The sequence below is a fragment of the Micromonospora purpureochromogenes genome, from assembly GCF_900091515.1.
GTDB lineage: Bacteria > Actinomycetota > Actinomycetes > Mycobacteriales > Micromonosporaceae > Micromonospora > Micromonospora purpureochromogenes.
The window spans coordinates 6,239,448-6,259,575 of record NZ_LT607410.1; the positions used below are offsets into that span (position 1 = coordinate 6,239,448).

The window sequence follows — 20,128 nt, forward strand, 5'->3', positions numbered from 1 at the left end:
GGTAAACGGAGACGGCGACCCGCGCGCCCGTGAGCCGGCTGAGGGAAAGCTGAGAGTGTGCCCGGGGCGGGGGTCGAACCCGCACGCCTTTCGGCAGCCGCTTTTAAGGCGGCCGTGTCTGCCGTTCCACCACCCGGGCGGGCGGCACCGGCGCGCCGACACGCGCGGTGCAGTGTCACCGTAACCGTTCACCGGCGACCCGGCGTACCCCGTCACCGGTGCCGCACTAGGGTCGAGCCCGTGACCAGCGCAGCCCGTACGGCGTCCGACGCCGACCCCGACCTGGCTGTCGGCCTCGCCGAGCCGGCCGCGCCCGGATCCCGCGCCACCCGCTGGCGGGCGTCCGTCGCCCGACACCGCACCGACCTGCTCGTCGGCCTCGCGTTCGTGCTGCTCGCCGGCTGGCTCACCCAGGGCCTCTGGCCCGACCCGACCGGCCGGGTGCTGGCGCTCAACCCGGCGGACCAGACCCTCTACGAGTGGTTCCTGGCGGTCGACTCGCGAGCCGTGCTCGGCGACTTCGGCCTGCTCACCGACCGGCTCAACAGCCCGGACGGGGTGAACCTGATGACCAACACCACGGTCATCGCGCTCGGCGTGCTCCTCGCCCCGGTCACCCTGCTCTTCGGCGCGCCGGTCACCTTCGCCCTGCTGGCCGGGGTGAACCTCGCCGGCACCGCCGTCGCCTGGCACCTGCTCTTCACCCGTACGCTGCGCGCCCACCGGCTCGCCGCGGCGCTCGGCGCCGGGCTGTGCGGCTTCGGCCCGGGCATGGTGTCCCAGTCCAACAGCCACCTGCACATGACCGCCCAGTGGCTGGTGCCGGTGATCGTCTGGCTGGTCGTACGGATGCTCCGCGCGGCCGACCCCGGCCCGGCGTCGCTGGGCGGGCCGGACCGCCGGCGGCTGGTCACCTCGGCGCTGGGCCTGGCCGCCGCGGTCACCGCGCAGGTCTTCATCGGCGAGGAGGTGCTCTTCCTCACCGCGGTCACCCTGCTGGTGATGGCGGTGGCGTACGCGCTGACCGACCGCGAGTTGCTGCGCCGGGCGCTGCCCGGCTTCGCCGGCGGCCTGATGCTCGCCGCCGGGCTGGCCCTGCTCGTCCTCGGCTACCCGCTGTGGTTCCAGTTCGCCGGGCCGCAGGGCGTGGCCGACGGGATGTTCAGCCCGGACTACTTCTCCGCCGACCTGAGCAGCTGGTGGACCATCTCCCCGCTGTCGGTGGTGGGCAGCGACTCGTCGGCCCGGCTGACCACCGGCCCGTCCGAGTACAACACCTTCCTCGGCCTGCCGCTGCTGCTGGTCACCGCCGGCTGCGCGCTCTGGCTGGGGCGCCGGCCGCTGGTGGTCGCCTGCGTCGCCGGCGCGCTGGCGATGGGCGCGCTGGCGCTCGGCCCCGAGGTGGTGAACGACGGCACCCGCACCGCGGTGCCCGGGCCGTACGCGCTGCTCGCCGGCCTGCCGGTGATCGACGGCGCGCTGCCGATGCGGTTCGGGCTGACCCTGCTGCCGCTGGCCGCGACGCTGCTGGTGCTCGCGGTGGACCGCGCGCTGCGGCGACCCGGCCGGGACCGGCGGCTGGTCCCCGCCGCGGTGGGAGCCGCCCTGCTCAGCGTCTTCCCCGCTCCCCTGCCGACGACCGACCGGCCACCGCTGCCCGAGTTCATCACCGGCGGCCACTGGCGCGAGTGCGTACCCCCCGGCGGGGTGCTGGTGCCGGTGCCGGCCGCCACCCCCAGGGAGCCCTGGCCGATGCGCTGGGCGGCGGCGGCCCACGGAGCGTTCGGCATCCCGGAGGGCTTCTTCATCGGCCCGTACGGCCGGGACGGGACCGCCGCGATGGGCACCTACAAGCAGCCCACCTCGGCGCTGCTGGCCGACGTGGCCCGGCGGGGCGACGAGCCGGTGATCGGCGACGAGCAGCGCCGGCAGGCCCGGGCCGACGCCGACTTCTGGGGCGCCTCCTGCGTGGCGGTCACCGACGACGCCCCGCACGCGGAGAGCCTGCGCCGCACCCTGGTGCAGCTCTACGGTCCGGGCACCCGGATCGCCGACGCCTGGACCTGGCGGGTCTGACCCCGCCCCCGACACGACGAAGGCCCCCTCCCGCGCCGGGAGGGGGCCTTCGTTCGCGAACGGGATCAGACCCGGCGGCCGGCGCCGACCGGCTGGGAGGCCTCGGCGAACTCCTCGCGCGGGTCGTGCAGCTGGCCGAGGGCCACCACCTCACGCTTGAGGAAGAACGCCAGCGACCAGTCGACCACGACCCGGACCTTGCGGTTGAACGACGGGATCCGGCTCATGTGGTACGTCCGGTGCATGAACCAGGCCGGCCAGCCGGTCATCTTCACGCCGTACACCTGGGCGACGCCCTTGTGCAGGCCGAGGCTGGCCACGCTGCCCGCGTGCTTGTGCTTGTAGTTGACCGGCTCGCGACCGCGGATCACGTTCGCGATGTTGTCGGCCAACCGGGCGGCCTGACGCACCGCGTGCTGGGCGCTCGGCGAGCAGTAGTTGCCCGGCTCCTTGGTCAGGTCCGGCACGGCGGCGCAGTCGCCGGCGCTCCAGGCGCCCTCGACGACCCGGTCGCCGTCGACGATCTGCAGCGTCGGCAGGCAGGTGACCCGCCGGCGCTCGTCACGCGGGAAGTCCGTCGCGTCGAGCATCGGCGAGGGCTTCACGCCGGCCGTCCACACGATCGTGTCGGAGCGGAAGGTGTCGCCGTCGGAGAGCTTGACCACGCCGTCGACGCAGGACTCCAGCCGGGTGTCCAGCCGGATGTCCATGTTGCGCTTGAGCAGCTGCTGGACGGTGTAGGCACCCATGTCCCGGTCGACCTCGGGCAGCACCCGCTGGGTCGCCTCGACCAGCACCCAGCGCATGTCCTCGGGCTTGAGCTCCGGGTAGTACCGCAGCGCGTCCCGGGCCATGTCCTCCATCTCGGCGAGCGCCTCGATACCGGCGTAACCACCGCCGACGAAGGTGAAGGTCAGCGCCGAGCGGCGGACCGCCGGGTCCGGCGTGGCGGCCGCCACGTCGAGCCGGTCCAGCACGTGGTTGCGCAGGTAGATGGCCTCGCCGATGGTCTTGAACCCGATGCCGTGCTCGTGCAGGCCCGGGATCGGCAGCGTCCGGGAGACCGAGCCGGGGGCCAGCACGACGTGGTCGTACTGGATCTCCCGGGTGGGGCCGCTGATCGGCTGCACCACCGCGGTCTTCCGGTCGTGGTCGATCCGCGTCACCGCACCCGCCACGACCTTGCACCGGCGCAACTCCCGCCGCAGCGGCACCACGGAGTGCCGGGGGGAGATGTTGCCGGCCGCCGCCTCGGGAAGGAACGGCTGGTAGGTCATGTGCGGCTGCGGGTCGACGACGACGACCTCGGCCTCACGGGAGCTCAGCTTCTTGGACAGGCGCAGAGCGGCGTACAGGCCGACGTGCCCGGCACCCACGACAAGGATCCGCTTCGGATTCACGTCATCTATCTTTCCCCGGGCGGCTCGGGTAATCCCGTCCGAGACCCCCTTCTGTGACGGAGCACAACCGCTGTGACCTGCGCAACGTCCCGGAGCCGTCCCGCTACTCGCGACGCAGCAGCCAGCCCAGCAGCCCGCTCAACCCCACCGCCACCAGCAGTCCGGCCACCGTCGCCGCCTGAAACCCGGCACCCCCGCCGATCTCGCCCAGCCAGGCCAGGATCACCCCGACCACGGCCGTGGCGAGGATCACCGTGCCGGCCCGGCTCAGCCAGCGCAGCACCAGATCCGGGTCGACCACGGCGTCGTAGGGCAGCACCGCGGCGAGCGCGCAGAGGGTGTGCGCCAGGTAGAGGGCGGCGGCCACGGCGAGCAGCCGCCAGAGCGCGATCGGCCGGTCGTACCCGGCGGAGGCGATCACCCAGCCGCCCACGGTGACCAGGGCGGCGAAGGTCGGCCACCCCCGGCGCGGGGCCACCCCCGGCAGCACCGCCACCACCGTCAGGGCGAGCAGCGCCCGCGCGGAGAACATCTCGACCGGGTACGCCAGCAGCAGGCCGACCAGCACGGTGAGGAAGATGCCGGCGCGCACCAGCAGCGGCGCCAGGCTCACCCGGTTCACCGCCGCCCGCAGCGCCCGCACCCGTTCGGTGACCGCGTTCATCTGCGCCAGCTTTCGTTCGCGACTGCGGGACTCCGCTGCGCTGCGTTCCTCGCGCTCACCGGTGCCCACCTTCGTTTCGCGACTGCGGGACTCCGCTGCGCTGCGTTCCTCGCGCTCACCGGGCCCCCACCCGCGGGGCGGTGGCCAGGCGGGCGACGTCCCGTAGCACCTGGTCCAGGCTGCCCGTGCCGGCCCAGCGCACCACCGGCACGCCGTGCTCGCGCAGCTGGGCGATCATCGTGTCCCGGTCCAGCCGCCACAGCCGGAACGCCACCGGCGCCCAGCCCCGCTCGCCGGGCGGGGCGAGGTCGGTGGGGAGCGTGTCCACCGCGACCACGAACCGGCCGCCCCGCGCCAGCCGGGCCAGCATCTGCGCGGACCGCTCGTCCAGCAGCGGGGTGAGCACCACCACCAGCGCGTCGGCGGAGAGCACCTGCGGCCCGAAGACCTGGTCGTACGGCTCGTGCGGGGAAGCCTCGGCGCGCACGTCGAGCAGCCACTCCAGCACCGTCAGGTACTGCCGGCGGCCGGTGGCCGGGCGCAACCGGCGGGCCGCCGGCCCGTACTCCAGCATCGCCACCCGGTCACCCCGGTGCAGGTAGTGCTCGGCGATCGCGGCAGCGGCCCGGACAGTGGTGTCCAACACGGACGCGGTGCCCTTCACCCCGCCGGAGCGGCCCGCCTCGGCGAGCACGTCGAGCAGGACCACCACCTCGGCGTCCCGGTCCGACAGGGTGGCCGCCACGTGCAGCTGACGGGCCCGCAGGGAGACCCGCCAGTCGATGCGGCGCAGCCGGTCGCCGGGCCCGAAGACCCGGACGCCGGCCAGCTCGCCGCCCTCGCCCGGGCGGCGTGAGTGGTGCGCGCCGACCAGTCCGGCCGCCCGGGGCATCGCCTCCACCGCCTCGAACTGCTCGGTCTCCGGATAGACCCGCATCCGCACCGGCTCGGTGATCACCGCCCGGGAGACGAGCAGCCCGTCGGCGGCGGCGACCCGCGCGCCGGCCGGGCCGATCGGGTGCCGCCCCCAGCGCAGCGCGGTGCCGGACAGCTCCAGGTCGACGGCCCGGCCGGTGGGGATCGAGGTGACGAAGGGGCGGTCCGCGCCGCCGGAGCGGCGCACGTCCACGCCGGCTCCGCCGAAGCCGACCCGCTCGACGCGCAGCCACGGCGAGACGCGGGCCCGCACCACCGCCACGTCGTACGCCACGGTGTCCGGGTTGCCGACGCTGACCGTGCCGGCCATCGCGCCGCCCTCGACCAGGTGAGCGTCGGCGGTGAGGATCTCCAGCTGCGGCGCGGCGGTGGGCCGGCGGCGCAGCGCGTACGCGGTGCCGAGCGCGAACGGCGCGGCGAGCACGACCAGGTCGACCCGGCCGAGCAGCACGGCGGCGATCAGCAGCACCCCGGTGAGCAGCACCGCCCGGCCCAGCGCCCAGGTGGGCGCCCAGCCCGCCGCCGGTTCCGCCGCTTCCTCGGTGGACACGGTCGTCAGCGCCCCGCCCGACCGGCCGCGTAGCTGGGCAGCGCGCCGCTGGCCGGGGCGGGTGTCTGCTCCAGCACCTCACCGACCACGAAGGACGGATCGACCCGGCGCAGCCACATCTCCGGGCGCAGCGTGATCCGGTGCGCGAGCGCCGGGGCGGCCACCTCCTTGACGTCCTCCGGCACCACGTAGTCGCGGCCGGCGAAGACCGCCCGGACGCGGGCCAGCAGCAGCAGCGCCAGCGAGCCGCGCGGGGAGGCGCCAACCAGCACCGACGGGTGCTCGCGGGTGGCCGCGGTCAGGTCGACGATGTACCGGCCGACGGAGTCCTCCACCACCACGTCCTCCAGCGCGGCCTGCATGGCGCGCAGCGTGGCGGCGTCCACCACCGGTTTGATCTCGGACTCCTCGCGGCGGCGGGCCATCCGCCGGCGCAGCACGTCCCACTCCTCCTCGCGTTGCGGGTAGCCGAACGACACCCGCAGCAGGAACCGGTCCAGCTGCGCCTCGGGCAGCGGATACGTCCCCTCGTACTCGATCGGGTTGGCGGTGGCGAGCACGTGGAACGGCTCGTCCAGCCGGTAGGTCACGCCCTCGACAGAGACCTGCTTCTCCTGCATCGCCTCCAGCAGCGCCGACTGGGTCTTCGGCGGCGTCCGGTTGATCTCGTCGGCGAGCAGCAGGTTGGTGAAGAGCGGGCCGGCGCGGAAGGAGAAGTCACCGCTGCGCTGGTCGTAGAGGAAGGAGCCGGTGACGTCGGCCGGCAGCAGGTCCGGGGTGAACTGGAGGCGGCGGAAGTCCAAGCCGAGGGCCTGCGCGAAGGACCGCGCGGTCAGCGTCTTGCCCAGGCCGGGCAGGTCCTCCAGCAGCACGTGCCCACCGGCCAGGATGCCGGCGAGGACCAGCTCCAGGGACTCCCGCTTGCCGACCACGACCTGACCGACCGCGTCCAGCACCGCCCGGGCCAGGTGGCCCACCTCCGAGGCGGGGATGCTGCGGTCCACGTCGTTCATCAAATCTTCTCCAGTTCGGCGACGATCGCCGCGAGGTCGCGCGGCGACGGGGAGCGGCGGGAGGGGGTGCTGAGGAACGTCCACAACGGCTCCCCGAGCAGGGTGCGGGCGCGGGCCGGGTCGGACTCGCGGGTCAGGCCGTGGCGCTGGCGCAGCCGCTCGTCGGCCAGCTCGGCCAGCCGCGGCAGGACCCGCTCGGCGAACCGCTCCGGCCGCCCGGAGCACCAGTCCAGCGGCCGTTCCCAGCCGTTGATGGCGCTCCGCAGCGCGTCCCGGGCACCCCAGTTGTACGAGCCGGGCTCCTCGCCGGCCGGCGCCCGGCCGCCGGCCCGGGGCGGGGGCGGCGGGGAGAGCGCGGCGGTGACCCGGCGGACGGCGAGCACCGCCAGCACGCCGGCCACCACGATCCAGATCGAGACCTGGAGGCCGACCGCGCGCAGCACGGCGAGGACCACCGCGGTGGCCGCGGCGGCGACGGCGAGGGTACGCAGCACCGCCCGGGCCCGCCCGCCGCGCTGCCGGCCGGCGCGCGGCGGCGGCTCCTCCTCGAAGGTGAGCAGGTCGTCGAGGCCGGTGCGCTCGGTCACGACCGCACCGCCCGGGGCTCGACGGGTCGCACGTTCACGCCGGCACCTCCTCGGCGGCGGTGGCGAGGGCCGTCAGTTCGCCGCGCAGCCGGCGCAGCGCCGCCCGGGCCTGGTCGCGCATCCGGGCGTCCACCGTGTGGGTGGCGTACCGGGCCTCGCGGTAGACGTGGGCGAACCCGTCCAGCACGTCGGCGCTGGCGATGGCGGGCACCCCGGCGGCCGGGTCGCCCCGCAGCAGCCGGGTGACCAGGTCGGTCGGGGTGTCCCCGGTACGCCGGGGCGCGCCCGCCTCGGTGGCGGCCTCCTCCAGGCGTACCCAGCAGGCGATCACGGCGGTCCGTGGGTCGGTGTCGGCGTCGTCCAGTTCGACCAGTCCGGCGTCTAGGGCGGCGACCACCTCGCGGGCGGTGCCCTCGGCGGTGCGCCGGGTGCGGGCGGCCGGGACGGCCCGGGTGGTGCGGCGCAGGGCGCCCCGGATCAGGGTCCAGGCCAGGTAGCCGAGGGCCAGCAGGATGGCCAGGCCCAGCAGGACGATCGCCACCGTCGCGATCCACTGCGGGATGTCGGCCTGGGTCCGTTCGGCGCCGGCGCGCGGCTCGATCGGGATGGAGCGGGCCGGCGCGGCGGAGGGGTAGTCCGGGACGTACGGGAGTTGCCTGGCGGCGGGCGGGATGCGGCTCGCGCCGATCGAGGAGTGCCCGGCGGCGAGCGCCGCGGCGGCCAGCAGGAGGGTCACCGCGAGGACGGGCCACCACCTGCGCAGCACGCCGAGGTCCATCGCCACCGCCCCACGCAGCCTCAGTCCACCCCGGCGAGTTGTTTCGCCCGGGCGAACACGTCGTCCAGCATCAATGGTGTCAGCCGTCCCGTGAAGGTGTTCTGCTGGCTGACGTGGTAGCAACCGAGCAGCTCGGGGGCGGCCGTCCCGGACCAGTGTGCCCCATGCCCGAAGACCGGTCGCGGGCTGGGCGGGCGGACGCCGTACACGTCGCGCAGCACCGGCCACCACGCGGCCCAGGCGAAGGCGCCCAGCGCGACCACGACGCGCAGGGTGGGCCGGATCAGCCCGACCTCGCGGTGCAGCCACGGCGCGCAGGTGTCCCGCTCGGCCGGGGTGGGCTTGTTGTCCGGCGGCGCGCACCGCACCGCGGCGAAGATCCGGGTGTCCCGCAGCGTGAGCCCGTCGTCGGCGGCCACGCTGGTCGGCTGGTTGGCCAGCCCGGCGCGGTGCAGGGCGGCGAAGAGCACGTCGCCGGACCGGTCGCCGGTGAAGATCCGACCGGTGCGGTTTCCGCCGTGCGCGGCCGGGGCCAGCCCGAGGATGCCGATCCGGGCGTCCGACGTGCCGAAGCCGGGCACCGGGCGACCCCAGTAGTGCTGTTCGCGGAAGGCCGCCCGCTTCGTCCGGGCGACCTCCTCCCGCCAGGAGACCAGGCGTGGGCAGGCGAAGCAGTTGCTGACGGCGCCGTCGAGGTCGGCCAGGTCGGTCGCCCGCGCGGCGCGGGCGACCACCTCCACGGGGGTACGGGGCTCAGCCAAGCTTGGCCCGGAAGAGTTCCAGGGTGCGTGCCCAGGCGGTGGCGGCGGCCCGCTGGTCGAAGTTCTCCGGCCGGTCCTCGTTGAAGAACGCGTGCGCGGTGCCCGGGTAGTCGTAGGTCTGGCAGGTGCCGCCGGCCGTCTCGATGGCCCGGCGGACGGTCTGTACGCCGTCCGCGGCGGAGAGACCGTCCGCTTCGGAGCAGTGGATGACCGCCGCCTTGCCGGCGTAGTCGGTCCACTCGGAGCGCATCGCCTCCCACGGCAGCCGGGGGTAGAAGGCGGCGGTGGCGACGATCCGCTCGGAGCGGGTGGCCGCCCAGAGGGCCAGGCTGGCTCCGGCGCAGAAGCCCGCGCAGCCGACCTTGCCGGTGACCTCGGGCCGTCCGGCGAGGTAGTCGGCAGCGACCGCGATGTCCGCCGCCGCCTCGTCCATCTGCGCGCTGTTCAGCATCTGCCGGGGCTCACTCGGCTTGCTGGCCGGCTGACCGTGCCGGAAGTCCGGGGCGAGGGCGACGAAGCCCGCCTCGGCGAAGCGGTCCGCGACCGACCGGATGTGGGGCACCAGACCCCACCAGTCCTGGATGACGATGACCGCGGGGCTGGCCGCACCGCCGGGGGGTATCGCGAGATACCCCTCGCCCGTCCCACCGTTGCTGGCGTAGCTCACCATCTCGCCCATCGGCCGTCCTCCTAGCGGTCAGTCATCGTTGGCTGGTCGCCCAGTGGTCCTACGTGCCGGTAGCCTGCCACGCCGTGAGCGCGCCGGGAAGACGCGAGAACAGTGGCATATACCTCCCGTTCACCGCATGGTGAACCGGCGTACGACGACGGCGGCGCGGGGACTTCCCGCGCCGCCGTCCGACGGTCGTGCCGAGGCCGGTCCGGCCTTCGTGGTCCCGGCCGGTCAGGCCTTCTTGGTGAGGCAGAGCAGGTAGCCCTTGCCGCCCGGGGCGATGTTGTAGAAGACGTAGCCGTCCTCGCCGGGCTTGATGTACTGCTCGCACGCCTGGCCGCTCTTGGCCTGCGCCTCGGTCTGGTCCTCCACCCGGCCGACCACGGTGTAGACCGCCTCGGTCGAGGTGCACTTCACGACCTCGGCGCTGCTGACCGAGCGCTCCTCGGTGCCGGTGACCGCGGGCAGTTCGGCGATGCAGTCACCGGCCTTGGCCTCGGCGGTCTCGTCGGAGTTCAGGAAGCTCCCGATGGCCGTGCCGAGGCCGAACTTGAGGCCGGCGACGACCAGGAACACGACCACCGCGCCGATGATGCCCAGCGCCTTGCGGCCGCCGGTTCCCTTCGCCGCCGGCTCGACCGGGGACGCCGCCGGCGCGGTCGCGTCGGCCTGCGGGGCCGGGTCGGGCTGCGCGAGCTGCTCGGGCTGCGCGGCCTGCGCGGGCTGCGGCGCGGAGGGCGGTGCTACCTGCTCTGACACTGAGGATCCTTCCGAGGGGTGGACGAGCAGACGACACCGTAGCCATCAAGATCGAGATGCGCTGTCCCGTTCCCCTCATCCGTTCAGCTATTTCCCTCCAGTCGATCCTCAGCTCGTCGGGACGGCCGCCGGAGCGGTCGGACCGGCCGGCGCGGTCACCGTCGGGCCGGGTGCGCCCCCGGTCGGCGCCGGTGCGCTCACGGTCGGCGTCGGCGCGGCACCGGTCGGCGTCGCGGTGGCGGAGGGTGCGGCGGTCGTCGGGGCGGTGCCCGGCGGGACCGGCGCCTGGGCCGGCGGGCGGGGCCGGAACGGAGCCTGCTCCGGGCAGTACGGGTAGCCACGCTGCACCGGGCTGACGTCGGGCAGGGCCGGGTCGGTGCAGGAGGGCCAGCCGAGCCGGATCGGGGTGCCGTTCTGGTCGAAGAGCCGGGCGTTCTCCACCAGCCGCCCCTCACGGTCGTAGACGTAGACGTCCTGCACCTCGTCGTACGGGTTGCGCACCGAGATCGGGTCGTAGCCGTAGTCGCCGTGCCAGCGGGCCCGCTCGTCCACCTGCACCAGCGCGGCCAGGGCGAACACGACGAGCACCAGGGTGCCGGCGCGCAGCAGGAGGCGCGGCCAGCGGCGCAGCTCGCCGGCCCGGCGGCCCAGCCAGATCGACGCCAGCACGCAGCCGACCAGCAGCACCAGCCCGGCCGTCGCGCTGCTGCCCACCCGGGGCACCACGGCCAGCGGCGCCCCGGTCATCGCGCCCAGCAGCGACGCCGCCAGGTAGCCGCGCAGCACCCACCACGCCGGGCGGAGCAGGCGCAGGAACTCGCTCGCCGAGGCGTACCCGAGCAGGGGGCCCAGTCGGGTGTCCAGGCCGGCGAGCCGGACGCGGACCCGGCCCGCGACGGCGCCGAACCGCTGCTCCAGGCCGGGCCGGCCGGCCGACCGCTCGCCCGCGCCGGCCGCGGCGCGCAACTCGGCCGCGTACGCCTCCGGCTCGCCCAGCCGCTCGACCAGCGAGCCGCCGTCCTCGGCGGCGACCTCGGCGAGATGCTCCGGCAGGTCCTCGGTCAGTTCCTCGCGGACCGCCGGCGGCAGGTCGGCCAGTGCGGCCCGCACCCGCTCCACGTAGTCCGTGATCTCCTGCCCAGTGACGGTCATGCCGCCATCCCCCGATCGTCGAGCAGCCTGTCCATGGTGGTGGCGAACGAGCGCCAGGTCTTGCCGGAGCGGGTGAGCTGTTCCCGGCCGGCGGCGTTCAGCGCGTAGTACTTGCGGTGCGGCCCGGACTCGCTGGGCACCACGTACGTGGTGAGCAGGCCGGCGCCGAAGAGCCGGCGCAGCGTGCCGTAGACCGAGGCGTCGCCGACCTCGTCGAGACCGGCCTCGCGGAGCCGGCGCAGGATGTCGTAACCGTAGCCGTCCTCGTCCTTGAGCACGGCGAGGACGGCCAGGTCGAGCACGCCCTTCAGGAGCTGCGTGGTATCCACGGATTCGAGAGTAGTGCGTATTGCGTAGTACCGTCAACGCCTCGCCGCGGTTCGATTCTTCGAATTAAGTTTCGCTTAGCTGGCCTGCTGATCCACGGGCAAGATCGGTACCTTGCCCGGATGCGACACATCCGAACCGTGATCACCGCAGCCGTCGTGGGTCCGCTGGCCTGGATCCTGTTCGCCCTCGGCCAGGACCGGTCAGCACAGGCGTTCGCCAATGCACAGGATGGCGGCACGCTGGACAGCAGTGATTTCGTTCGACCCGCCCTGGTGCTGGCGGCTGCCGGGATCCTGCTCGGGCTCATCGCCACGCTCCGGATCTCCCCGCTGGGCGCGGCGCTGACCGGGCTGGTCTACTCGGCCAGTTACCTGGGCCTACTGGTCCGCCCGGCCTCGGTGATGAGACTGCTCGACCACAAACTGACCTTGAGCGGCCACCAGGTCGACCTGGCGGCCCCCGTACGGACCGGGACCACACTGCTGGTGGGCTCGCTGTTGCTCGTCGGGGTCGTGAGCGTCCGCCGCTGGCAGCGCTGGCCGCAGCCCGCCGCGGACGCGCCCGCGGCGCTGGTACCGGACGAGATCATCTCGCCCGCGGCGGGACGGGACCGCCCACTGGGCGTGGACGGTCTCGGCCTGGGCACGCCACAGCCGACGCCGGAGCCGGCGCCGGTTCGGACCGGCGGTGCGGACTGGGCCGGCACGCTGTCGGGCGGCTCCGGGGACGGGCGCGGGCAGTGGTCGGACTGGACGCGCCAGCCGTCGCGGTGAACTACTGACGCCGGTCCTGCGGGGCGAGGCTCCAGGCGATGCCGTCGAGGATGTCGTGTTCGGAGGCGACCACCGACGGCATGCCGGCCCGCTCCATGATCACGCGGAGCACCAGCGCGCCCGCGCCGATCACGTCGGCCCGGCCGGGATGCATGACCGGGACGGCCAACCGCTGCTCGCGGGTCTTCGCCAGCAGGTCGGCCGTCACGTCGGCCACCCGGTCGTACGACACCCGGGCGTGGTGGATGCGCTCCGGGTCGTACTCGGTGAGGCCCTGGGCGATGGCGACGACGGTGGTGACCGACCCGGCGAGGCCGACCAGCGTGGCGGCCTGGCGGCCGGGGACCGCCTCGAGCGCGCGGTCCACCGCGACCGCGATGTCGGCCTGCGCGGCGGCGATCTCGTCCAGCGTGGGCGGGTCGCCGTGCAGGTGCCGCTCGGTCATCCGGACGCAGCCGATGTCCATCGAGATGGCCGCCTGCACCCCGCCCTCCCGGGTGCCGACGACGAACTCCGTCGAGCCGCCACCGATGTCCACCACCAGGTACGGCGGCTCCGCGTCGGCGGGCAGCCCCCGGACCGCGCCGGTGAAGGAGAGCCGGGCCTCCTCGTCGCCGGTGACCACCTCGGGCGCGGCACCGAGGGTCTGTTCGACCATGGCCCGGAAGTCCCCGGCGTTGGCGGCGTCCCGGGAGGCGGAGGTGGCGCACATCCGCACCCGCTCGGCGCCCAGCTTCTCGATCTCGGCGGCGTAGTCGGCCAGCGCCACCCGGGTCCGCTCGATCGCCTCCGGGGCGAGCCGGCCGGTCCGGTCGACGCCCTGGCCGAGCCGGACGATCTCCATCCGGCGGGTCAGGTCGACCAGCGGCGCCTGCGCGCCGGCGGACGGGTCGGGCAGGTCGGCGACCAGCAGGCGGATGGAGTTGGTCCCGCAGTCGATGGCGGCCACACGCGTCGTCACGGCAGCAACCCTACGGCAGCCCCGCCGCCCCAACCTGTCGGTCGCCGCCGGCGGCATCACCTCGTCGAGGGTGATACCTGAGAGTCATCTTGATGCCTCTGAGGTATCACGCTCGCTGGCGTGGCCGCATCCGGAGGGCGTGACCGGGCAGCACGCCGAGGGCGTACCGGCTACAGCCGGAGCAGCATCCGGGTGTTGCCGAGCGTGTTCGGCTTGACCCGCTCCAGGTCCAGGAACTCCGCGACACCCTCGTCGTACGAGCGCAGCAGCTGCTCGTAGACCGGATGCGGCACGGGCGCCCCGTCGATCTCGGTGAAGCCGAACGCGCCGAAGAACCGGGTCTCGAAGGTGAGCACGAAGATCCGCGCGACGCCCAGCTCCCGGGCGGCGTCGATCAGCTCGCCCACGATCCGGTGACCGATCTTGCGGCCCCGGCACACCGGGTCCACCGCCACCGTCCGGATCTCGGCCAGGTCCTCCCACATCACGTGCAGCGCGCCGCAGCCGACCACGGTGCCGTCGCCGGTCACCGCGACCCGGAACTCCTGCACGTCCTCGTAGAGGGTGACGGTGGCCTTGCTCAACAGCCGCCGGTCGTCGGTGTACGTGTCGACCAGTCGCCGGATGCCCCGCACGTCACCGGTGCGCGCCCGGCGTACGACGATCTCGTCGGCGGCGCTCATCTCACTCCGCCGGCACGTCCACGCACGGCCCGGCCGCCCACCACTTCTCCACCAGCGCCAGCGTCTCGTCGCCGAACGGGTTGACCCCCGGCCCGGCGCCGAGCGCGTGCCCCAGGTGCACGTGCAGGCACTTCACCCGGCCCGGCATGCCACCGGCGGAGATGCCGGCGATCTCCGGCACCTGGCCGATCGCCTCCCGCCGGGCGAGGTAGTCCTCGTGCGCCGCGCGGTAGCGGGCGGCCAGCTCCGGGTCCTCGGCGAGCCGGTCGGCCATCTCCTTCATCAGCCCGGCCGACTCCAGCCGGCTGCACGCCGCGGTCGCACGGGGGCAGGTCAGGTAGAACAGCGTCGGGAAGGGCGTGCCGTCGGCCAGCCGCGGCGTCGTCTCCACCACGTCGGGCAGTCCGCACGGGCACCGGTGGGCCACCGCCCGGGTACCGCGTGGCGGGCGTCCGAGCTGCGCGGCCACCGCGGCCAGGTCGGCCTCGGTGGCCGGTTCCCGCTGCGGCAGGGGTACGGAATCCGCCGCCGGCTCCTGCGGTGGTACGACAGTCACGGTGCCCATCTCTCGTTCGGTGCTCGGGTGGTGCTCACTTCTCGGGGCGCTCGCCGTTCGCCGCCCGCACGCTGGACCAGAGCGTGTCGTACCAGGGGTCGGGGGTCTTCGGCGGGACCGGCGGCTTGCCGGCGTTGGCGTCCCGGGCCGCGCCCTCCGGGTCGTTCAGCACGATCACCGGGACCTCCCCCGGCGGGACCATGTAGAACCGCTCCCGGGCCTGGATCTTGATGTACTCCTTGTCCTGCCACTTCGCCGCCTCGGCGGACAGGTCGGAGATGCGCTGCCGCTGCGCGGCCTGCGACGCCTCCATCCGCTCGATGTCCACCTGCTGGTCGAGGAAGACCCGGACCGGATAGGTGTAGGCCAGGGCGAGCGCGATCAGCACCGCGAAGAGCACGGTGGCCCGCCCGGTGAGGCGTCGGGGGTGGGGTGCGGTGAGCCGCTTGATGGTGCCGCCGGCCGCCGTACGACGGGCGGCGGCGGGACGGCTCGCGGAGCGTACGCCCTCGGCGCCCCGCGTCCGGCCGGCGGCCGCCCGCGGCTCGGCGCGGATCCCGCCGTCGCGCACGGTCGGCCGGGCGCCACGGGCCCCGCCCGGCCGACCGGTCGGTCGACGGGCGGGGCGCTGACCGCCCGGTGTGCGGCGCTGCTGCATCGTCACACCCCTCCCCCGAGGCTTGGCGCGTCAGGCCGAACGGTAACGCGGGAATGCGCCCGCGCCGGCGTACCGCGCCGCGTCGGCCAGCTCCTCCTCGATCCGCAGGAGCTGGTTGTACTTGGCCACCCGGTCGGAGCGGGCCGGGGCGCCGGTCTTGATCTGGCCGCAGCCGGTGGCGACGGCCAGGTCGGCGATGGTGGTGTCCTCGGTCTCGCCGGACCGGTGGCTCATCATGCACTTGAAGCCGGCCCGGTGCGCCAGGTCCACCGCGTCGAGGGTCTCGGTCAGCGAACCGATCTGGTTGACCTTGACCAGCACCGCGTTGGCGGCGTTCTCGGCGATGCCCCGGGCGATGCGCTGCGGGTTGGTCACGAAGAGGTCGTCGCCGACGATCTGGATCCGGTCGCCGACCGCCGCGGTGAGGGTGGCCCAGCCACTCCAGTCGTCCTCCGACAGCGGGTCCTCGATGGAGACGATCGGGTAGTCGCCGATGAGCTTGGTGTAGTAGTTGCTCATCTCCTCGGCGGACTTCGCGCTGCCCTCGAAGGTGTAGGTGCCGTTGTCGAAGAACTCGGTGGCGGCCACGTCGAGCGCGAACACGATGTCGGTGCCGAGCCGGTAGCCGGCCTTCTCCACCGCCTCGGCGATCAGGTCCAGCGCGGCGGCGTTGGTCGGCAGGTTCGGGGCGAAGCCGCCCTCGTCGCCGAGGCCGGTGGACAGGTCCTTCTTCTTCAGCACCGACTTCAGCGCGTGGTAGACCTCGGCGCCGGAGCGCAGCGCCTCGCGGAAGCTGGGCGCGCCGATCGGCGCGATCATGAACTCCTGGATGTCGACGTTGGAGTCGGCGTGCGCCCCACCGTTGAGGATGTTCATCATCGGCACCGGCAGCAGGTGCGCGTTCGGGCCGCCCAGGTAGCGGAAGAGGCTCAGCTCGGCGCTGCCGGCGGCGGCCTTCGCCACCGCCAGGGAGACGCCCAGGATGGCGTTGGCGCCCAGCTCGGCCTTGTTGTCCGTGCCGTCGAGGTCGAGCATCTTCTGGTCGATCAGCCGCTGCTCGCTCGCCTCGTAGCCGATGAGCTGGTCGACGATCTTGTCCTCGATGTTGGCAACCGCGTTCTCGACGCCCTTGCCCTGGTAACGGTCGGAGTCACCGTCGCGCAGCTCGATCGCCTCGAAGGCGCCGGTGGAGGCGCCGGAGGGCACCGCGGCGCGGGCGATCGTGCCGTCGTCGAGCCCGACCTCGACCTCGACCGTCGGGTTGCCCCGCGAGTCGAGAATCTCCCGGGCGACGATTCCCTCGATGGTTGCCACTGAGTCGCTCCTCGTTCGTGTGTGCGAATCCGGTATGGGCCGCGACGGTGCGGCTGGGGCAGGTGTTGAACGCAGCGTATCGGGCGACGGCCGGCCGCACGTCGTCGCCCGCCGTTCGTACCGCGCCCCGGATCCGCACCGGCGCGCGGGGTGAGACGGACATTCCCGGATTCTCGGGCCTCAACCGGCAACGGGTTTGCGTCGGGTGGACCCGATCGACCACGCTGGTCGCCATGCCCGCCGTATCGACCACCCTCCGCGTGCTGGCCGTGTCGGTCGCCGCGTCGCTCACGGTGACCGGATGCCAGACCCTGGACGACGCCGGCCGGGCGCTGGGCCGGGCCGACCTGGTCAACGACCTGGCCGCCCGGATGGACGGCGCACTGACCGGCACCTGGGCCGCCGACTACCGGTTCGCCGGCGGACGGACGGCCTCCATCGCGCAGACGCAGGAGCCGCTGCGCTCCGCCTACACCTGGCCGGACGGCAAGATCACGGTGACCCAGGAGGCGGTCACCCGGTGCGAGAACACCGGCGGCCGGACCGCCTGCACCGTGCTGCCGCCGGAGCTGACCGCCGGCAAGCCGGCGGTGGTCGTCTACACCGAGGCGGACAAGCGGGGCCTGGTCACCCCGCCGGCCGTGATGGCGCTGCTCACCGAGGCCGCTCTCGACCCGGACGCCGAGGTCACCCAGAGCGACACCACCGTCGCCGGCCACCACGCCACCTGCGTCGACGTGCGGCGCTCCGCCGGCGACTTCACCACCTGCGTCACCACCGAGGGGTTGCTGGGCAGCTTCACCGGCACCCTCGACGGCACGTCGACCGAGGTGGCGTTGACCCGCTACACCGATACGGTCGACCCGGCCGCCTTCGACGTGCCACCGGGCGCGGGCGTGGTGGACCACCGACCGGCCACCTCGTGACCCCCTCCTCCCCGGACCTTCCCGCCGGCCACCGGCCGCCCACCGCCGAGCAGCCGCCGACCCCAGCCGCCCCTGGGGCGGTGGCGTCCGGGCCGGCGACGCCCACCGGTGACGGCTTCCTTCCCGGGGCGGACCGCACCGCCGCGCCGGCGCCGGACGACCTGGCCCTGCCGGTCTCGGCTCGCCGGGTGCTGACCCGCGCCGACGGCCGGTTCCTCCGCGTCGGCGAGCTGCCCGCCGACACCGAATGGGTACCGGTCGGCACGCTGGACGGCGTACCGGCCTGGGCGGCCGACATCGTCGAGGCCGCCGAGTCGTGGGGGCGCTGGCGCAGCTGGCGGTCGCTCGCCGCCGAGCTGCCGGAGCCGTTCGCCACGGCGGCCGGGCGGGCGCTGGCCGTGGTCACCTGGCGGCGTACCCACCGGTGGTGCGGGGCGTGCCGGGCCGAACTGGCCGACGTGCCCGGCGAGACCGCCCGCCGGTGCCCCGGCTGCGACCTGTACGTCCCGATGCGGCTCTCCGCCGCCGTGCTCACCGCGATCACCCGCCCCGGCCCGGCCGGCGGCCCCGACGAGCTGCTGCTGGTGCGGCACGCGTACGGGCCGACAGAGCTGTGGGCGCTGGTCGCCGGGTTCGTCGAGGCCGGCGAGACGCTGGAGGCGGCGGTACGCCGGGAGGTCGGCGAGGAGGTCGGGCTGACCGTCGACCGGGTGGCCTACTTCGGCAGCCAGCCGTGGGCGATGTCCGGGCCGGGGACGCTGCTGACCGGGTTCACCGCCACCGCCGCCGACCCGTCCGCCGAGCCGGTGGTGGACGGGCGGGAGCTGACCGAGGCGCGCTGGTTCCCGCTGGACGCGCTGCCGGCGGAGCTGCCGCCGGCGTACTCCATCTCGCGCTGGCTGATCGATGCGGCGGTGACCGCCGGGCGGCGCTGAGCCGGATCAGACGCCGAGCAGGGTGCGCAGGTGGCGCGGCGGCGGGCAGTCGTGCGCGAGCATCGCGTCGTGCCACTCGCGCACCGACACCCCGTCGGGGCGCGCCGCGGCGATGTCCGCCATCTCGCTGTAGCCCACGAAGTACGTGGAGAGCTGGGTGGAGGTGAGCAGCGCACGCCGCCACTTGCCGGCCGCCTCGCCCTCCTCCTGGAAGCCGCGCCCCGTCATCAGCGCCATCGCCTCGGACTCGGGCAGGTCCTCGCAGTGCACCAGCTGGTCCAGCAGCGCGTTGATGGTCATCCGCAGCTGCATCTTGAGCTGCTGCAACCGCACCGGCAGGCCACCGAAGCCGAGGCCGGCCATCAGCTCCTCGGTGTAGACCGCCCAGCCCTCGATGAACACCCCGGACTCGGTCAGCGGGCGGACCCGGGTCGGGCCGGCGTACCGGCGGGCGTGCGCGAGCTGGAGGAAGTGGCCGGGCATCGCCTCGTGCACGGTCAGGTTGCGGATCATGTGGTCGTTGTACTCGCGGTAGAACGACTCGACCCGGTGCGCGGGCCAGTCCGCCGGGGTGGGCGAGATGCAGTAGAAGGTGGGCAGCGCCGCCGTCTCCAGCGGGCCGGGCGAGTCGCAGTAGGCGACGGCCACGCCCCGGGCGAACTCGGGCATCTCCTGGATCACGCACGGGTCGTCGACCAGGGTGACCAGGTCACGGTCCCGGACGAAGTCGACCGCCTCGTCCAGGGTGGTCGAGGCGAGGTTCACGATGGAGTGGTCGTCGGGGTGCTCGGCGGCGAGCAGGTTCAGCGCCCGGCGTACCGTCTCGTCGTCGGCCGGACCGCCGACCAGCTCGACGGCCGCGGCGCGGATCTCCTCGGTGACCCGGTCCAGGTTGGCCCAGGCGCGGCGCTGCACCTCGGCGGCGCCCAGCTCGGTGTCGAGGGTGTGCCACAGCCGCGCCTCCCAGCGCCGCCGCCCCAGCCGGGGGTCGCGCCCCGGCCCGGCGTCGGCCGCGAGACCGATGCGCAGCCACGCCACGAACTCCTCCAGCGCCGCGATCGCCGCGGTGGCGGCCGGCTCCACCCGGTCGAACAGCGCGGGCGCCTGGGCCAGCAGCAGCGGCACCTCGTCGCGGATCAGCGCCGCCGTGCCGGTGAACTGCCCCACCGCCGTCTCGGCGTGGATCCGGGGCATGTCGCGCAGCGTCGCGCGCGCGGTCGCCAGGGCATCGGGTACGGCCGACAGCCGCCCGGCCAGGTGGGTCAGGCGCTCCTCGACCGGCGCGTACGGGCGGGCGAGCACCGCGTGCAGCAGTGGGCCGGGGTTGTGCCGCAGCGGGTCCCACTCGTACCCGCGGATCTCGCCGAGCTCGAACAGCTCCCGGTCGACCAGGGCGCTGAGCAGCGCGTGGTCGACCTGCTCCTCCACGTCGAGCGCGTCGGGGTCGAGTTCGGAGAGCGCATCGGCGGCCTCCCGCAGCATCGCCTGGTCGGCCTTGACGGCCTCCGGGGAGAGATCGGGCAGCCGGTCGTCGTACCGGTGGTCACCGGCGGAGGTGGCCAGCCCGGGGCGGCTCTCCAGCAACGCCTCGACGATCCGCTCCGCCAGCGGCACGAACTCTTCCATTCCCCGACCCTACCGAC

General features: G+C 74.2%; 21 protein-coding genes and 1 tRNA gene. 4 read left to right on the plus strand and 18 right to left on the minus strand.

The genetic code is table 11. The features are described 5' to 3' along the window. Window positions 1-58: 58 nt before the first annotated feature. Window positions 59-139: transfer RNA gene (locus GA0074696_RS28425), tRNA-Leu, on the minus strand. Window positions 140-240: 101 nt separating this feature from the next. Here GA0074696_RS28425 and GA0074696_RS28430 point away from each other — a divergent pair. Next, on the plus strand, window positions 241-2,076 hold the full coding sequence (locus GA0074696_RS28430; RefSeq protein WP_088963930.1) for a hypothetical protein: 1,836 nt from the start codon (window positions 241-243) through the stop codon (window positions 2,074-2,076). Window positions 2,077-2,141: 65 nt separating this feature from the next. Here the strand turns inward: GA0074696_RS28430 and GA0074696_RS28435 are convergent, their stop codons facing one another. The 11 genes from GA0074696_RS28435 to GA0074696_RS28485 form a co-directional block, all read right to left on the minus strand. After that, the gene (locus GA0074696_RS28435) at window positions 2,142-3,476 is read right to left on the minus strand and encodes an NAD(P)/FAD-dependent oxidoreductase (protein ID WP_088963931.1); all 1,335 of its coding nucleotides are present in this window, start codon (window positions 3,474-3,476) and stop codon (window positions 2,142-2,144) included. Window positions 3,477-3,579: 103 nt separating this feature from the next. Continuing rightward, window positions 3,580-4,140, minus strand: coding sequence for a hypothetical protein (locus tag GA0074696_RS28440; protein ID WP_088963932.1), 561 nt, complete (start codon window positions 4,138-4,140; stop codon window positions 3,580-3,582). A gap of 115 nt (window positions 4,141-4,255) precedes the next feature. Further along, entirely contained in the window at window positions 4,256-5,635 is a 1,380-nt protein-coding gene (locus tag GA0074696_RS28445) for a DUF58 domain-containing protein (RefSeq protein ID WP_088963933.1), read from the minus strand. Then, entirely contained in the window at window positions 5,632-6,639 is a 1,008-nt protein-coding gene (locus tag GA0074696_RS28450; RefSeq protein ID WP_088963934.1) for an AAA family ATPase, read from the minus strand. The genes GA0074696_RS28445 and GA0074696_RS28450 overlap by 4 nt, the downstream gene beginning before the upstream one ends. Further along, window positions 6,639-7,226, minus strand: coding sequence for a hypothetical protein (locus GA0074696_RS28455; RefSeq protein WP_088963935.1), 588 nt, complete (start codon window positions 7,224-7,226; stop codon window positions 6,639-6,641). The genes GA0074696_RS28450 and GA0074696_RS28455 overlap by 1 nt, the downstream gene beginning before the upstream one ends. 34 nt (window positions 7,227-7,260) lie before the next feature. Next, window positions 7,261-8,004, minus strand: a complete 744-nt coding sequence (locus tag GA0074696_RS28460) for a DUF4129 domain-containing protein (RefSeq protein WP_088963936.1) — start codon at window positions 8,002-8,004, stop codon at window positions 7,261-7,263. A gap of 20 nt (window positions 8,005-8,024) precedes the next feature. Continuing rightward, a complete protein-coding gene (locus GA0074696_RS28465) occupies window positions 8,025-8,738 on the minus strand; it encodes a uracil-DNA glycosylase (protein ID WP_088964862.1) in 714 nt (237 codons plus the stop codon). Window positions 8,739-8,757: 19 nt separating this feature from the next. Continuing rightward, window positions 8,758-9,444, minus strand: a complete 687-nt coding sequence (locus GA0074696_RS28470; protein ID WP_088963937.1) for a dienelactone hydrolase family protein — start codon at window positions 9,442-9,444, stop codon at window positions 8,758-8,760. A gap of 225 nt (window positions 9,445-9,669) precedes the next feature. Next, the gene (locus GA0074696_RS28475) at window positions 9,670-10,197 is read right to left on the minus strand and encodes an LppU/SCO3897 family protein (protein ID WP_088963938.1); all 528 of its coding nucleotides are present in this window, start codon (window positions 10,195-10,197) and stop codon (window positions 9,670-9,672) included. A gap of 108 nt (window positions 10,198-10,305) precedes the next feature. Further along, window positions 10,306-11,349 carry an HAAS signaling domain-containing protein gene (locus tag GA0074696_RS28480; RefSeq protein ID WP_088963939.1) on the minus strand — a complete coding sequence of 348 codons (1,044 nt, stop codon included), beginning with the start codon at window positions 11,347-11,349 and terminating at the stop codon, window positions 10,306-10,308. Next, a complete protein-coding gene (locus GA0074696_RS28485) occupies window positions 11,346-11,678 on the minus strand; it encodes a PadR family transcriptional regulator (RefSeq protein WP_088963940.1) in 333 nt (110 codons plus the stop codon). Before GA0074696_RS28485 ends, GA0074696_RS28480 begins: the two co-directional genes overlap by 4 nt. Before the next feature lie 120 nt (window positions 11,679-11,798). Between GA0074696_RS28485 and GA0074696_RS28490 the strand changes: the two genes are divergently transcribed. Continuing rightward, window positions 11,799-12,452 (plus strand): hypothetical protein, encoded by a 654-nt coding sequence (locus GA0074696_RS28490; protein WP_088963941.1) that lies wholly within the window; start codon window positions 11,799-11,801, stop codon window positions 12,450-12,452. A gap of 1 nt (window position 12,453) precedes the next feature. Here the strand turns inward: GA0074696_RS28490 and GA0074696_RS28495 are convergent, their stop codons facing one another. From GA0074696_RS28495 to eno, 5 genes are all read right to left on the minus strand, one after another. Further along, entirely contained in the window at window positions 12,454-13,401 is a 948-nt protein-coding gene (locus GA0074696_RS28495) for a Ppx/GppA phosphatase family protein (protein WP_088963942.1), read from the minus strand. A gap of 182 nt (window positions 13,402-13,583) precedes the next feature. After that, on the minus strand, window positions 13,584-14,096 hold the full coding sequence (locus GA0074696_RS28500) for an amino-acid N-acetyltransferase (RefSeq protein ID WP_088963943.1): 513 nt from the start codon (window positions 14,094-14,096) through the stop codon (window positions 13,584-13,586). Window position 14,097: 1 nt separating this feature from the next. Then, window positions 14,098-14,652: a DUF501 domain-containing protein gene (locus GA0074696_RS28505; protein WP_088964863.1), complete on the minus strand. Its 555-nt coding sequence runs from the start codon at window positions 14,650-14,652 to the stop codon at window positions 14,098-14,100. Window positions 14,653-14,686: 34 nt separating this feature from the next. Beyond that, a complete protein-coding gene (locus GA0074696_RS28510) occupies window positions 14,687-15,310 on the minus strand; it encodes an FtsB family cell division protein (protein WP_088964864.1) in 624 nt (207 codons plus the stop codon). Between the two features lie 30 nt (window positions 15,311-15,340). Beyond that, window positions 15,341-16,624 carry a phosphopyruvate hydratase gene (gene eno / locus GA0074696_RS28515; RefSeq protein ID WP_088963944.1) on the minus strand — a complete coding sequence of 428 codons (1,284 nt, stop codon included), beginning with the start codon at window positions 16,622-16,624 and terminating at the stop codon, window positions 15,341-15,343. Between the two features lie 233 nt (window positions 16,625-16,857). On the opposite strand from eno, the gene GA0074696_RS28520 reads away from it, so the two are divergent. Together GA0074696_RS28520 and nudC are read left to right on the plus strand one after the other, a co-directional pair. After that, on the plus strand, window positions 16,858-17,550 hold the full coding sequence (locus GA0074696_RS28520) for a hypothetical protein (protein WP_088963945.1): 693 nt from the start codon (window positions 16,858-16,860) through the stop codon (window positions 17,548-17,550). Beyond that, window positions 17,547-18,485: an NAD(+) diphosphatase gene (nudC, locus tag GA0074696_RS28525; protein ID WP_231925182.1), complete on the plus strand. Its 939-nt coding sequence runs from the start codon at window positions 17,547-17,549 to the stop codon at window positions 18,483-18,485. Before GA0074696_RS28520 ends, nudC begins: the two co-directional genes overlap by 4 nt. Window positions 18,486-18,491: 6 nt before the next feature. Here the strand turns inward: nudC and GA0074696_RS28530 are convergent, their stop codons facing one another. Further along, complete coding sequence (locus tag GA0074696_RS28530; RefSeq protein ID WP_088963947.1) at window positions 18,492-20,111, minus strand: DUF885 domain-containing protein; 1,620 nt, start codon at window positions 20,109-20,111, stop codon at window positions 18,492-18,494. Window positions 20,112-20,128 lie beyond the last annotated feature (17 nt).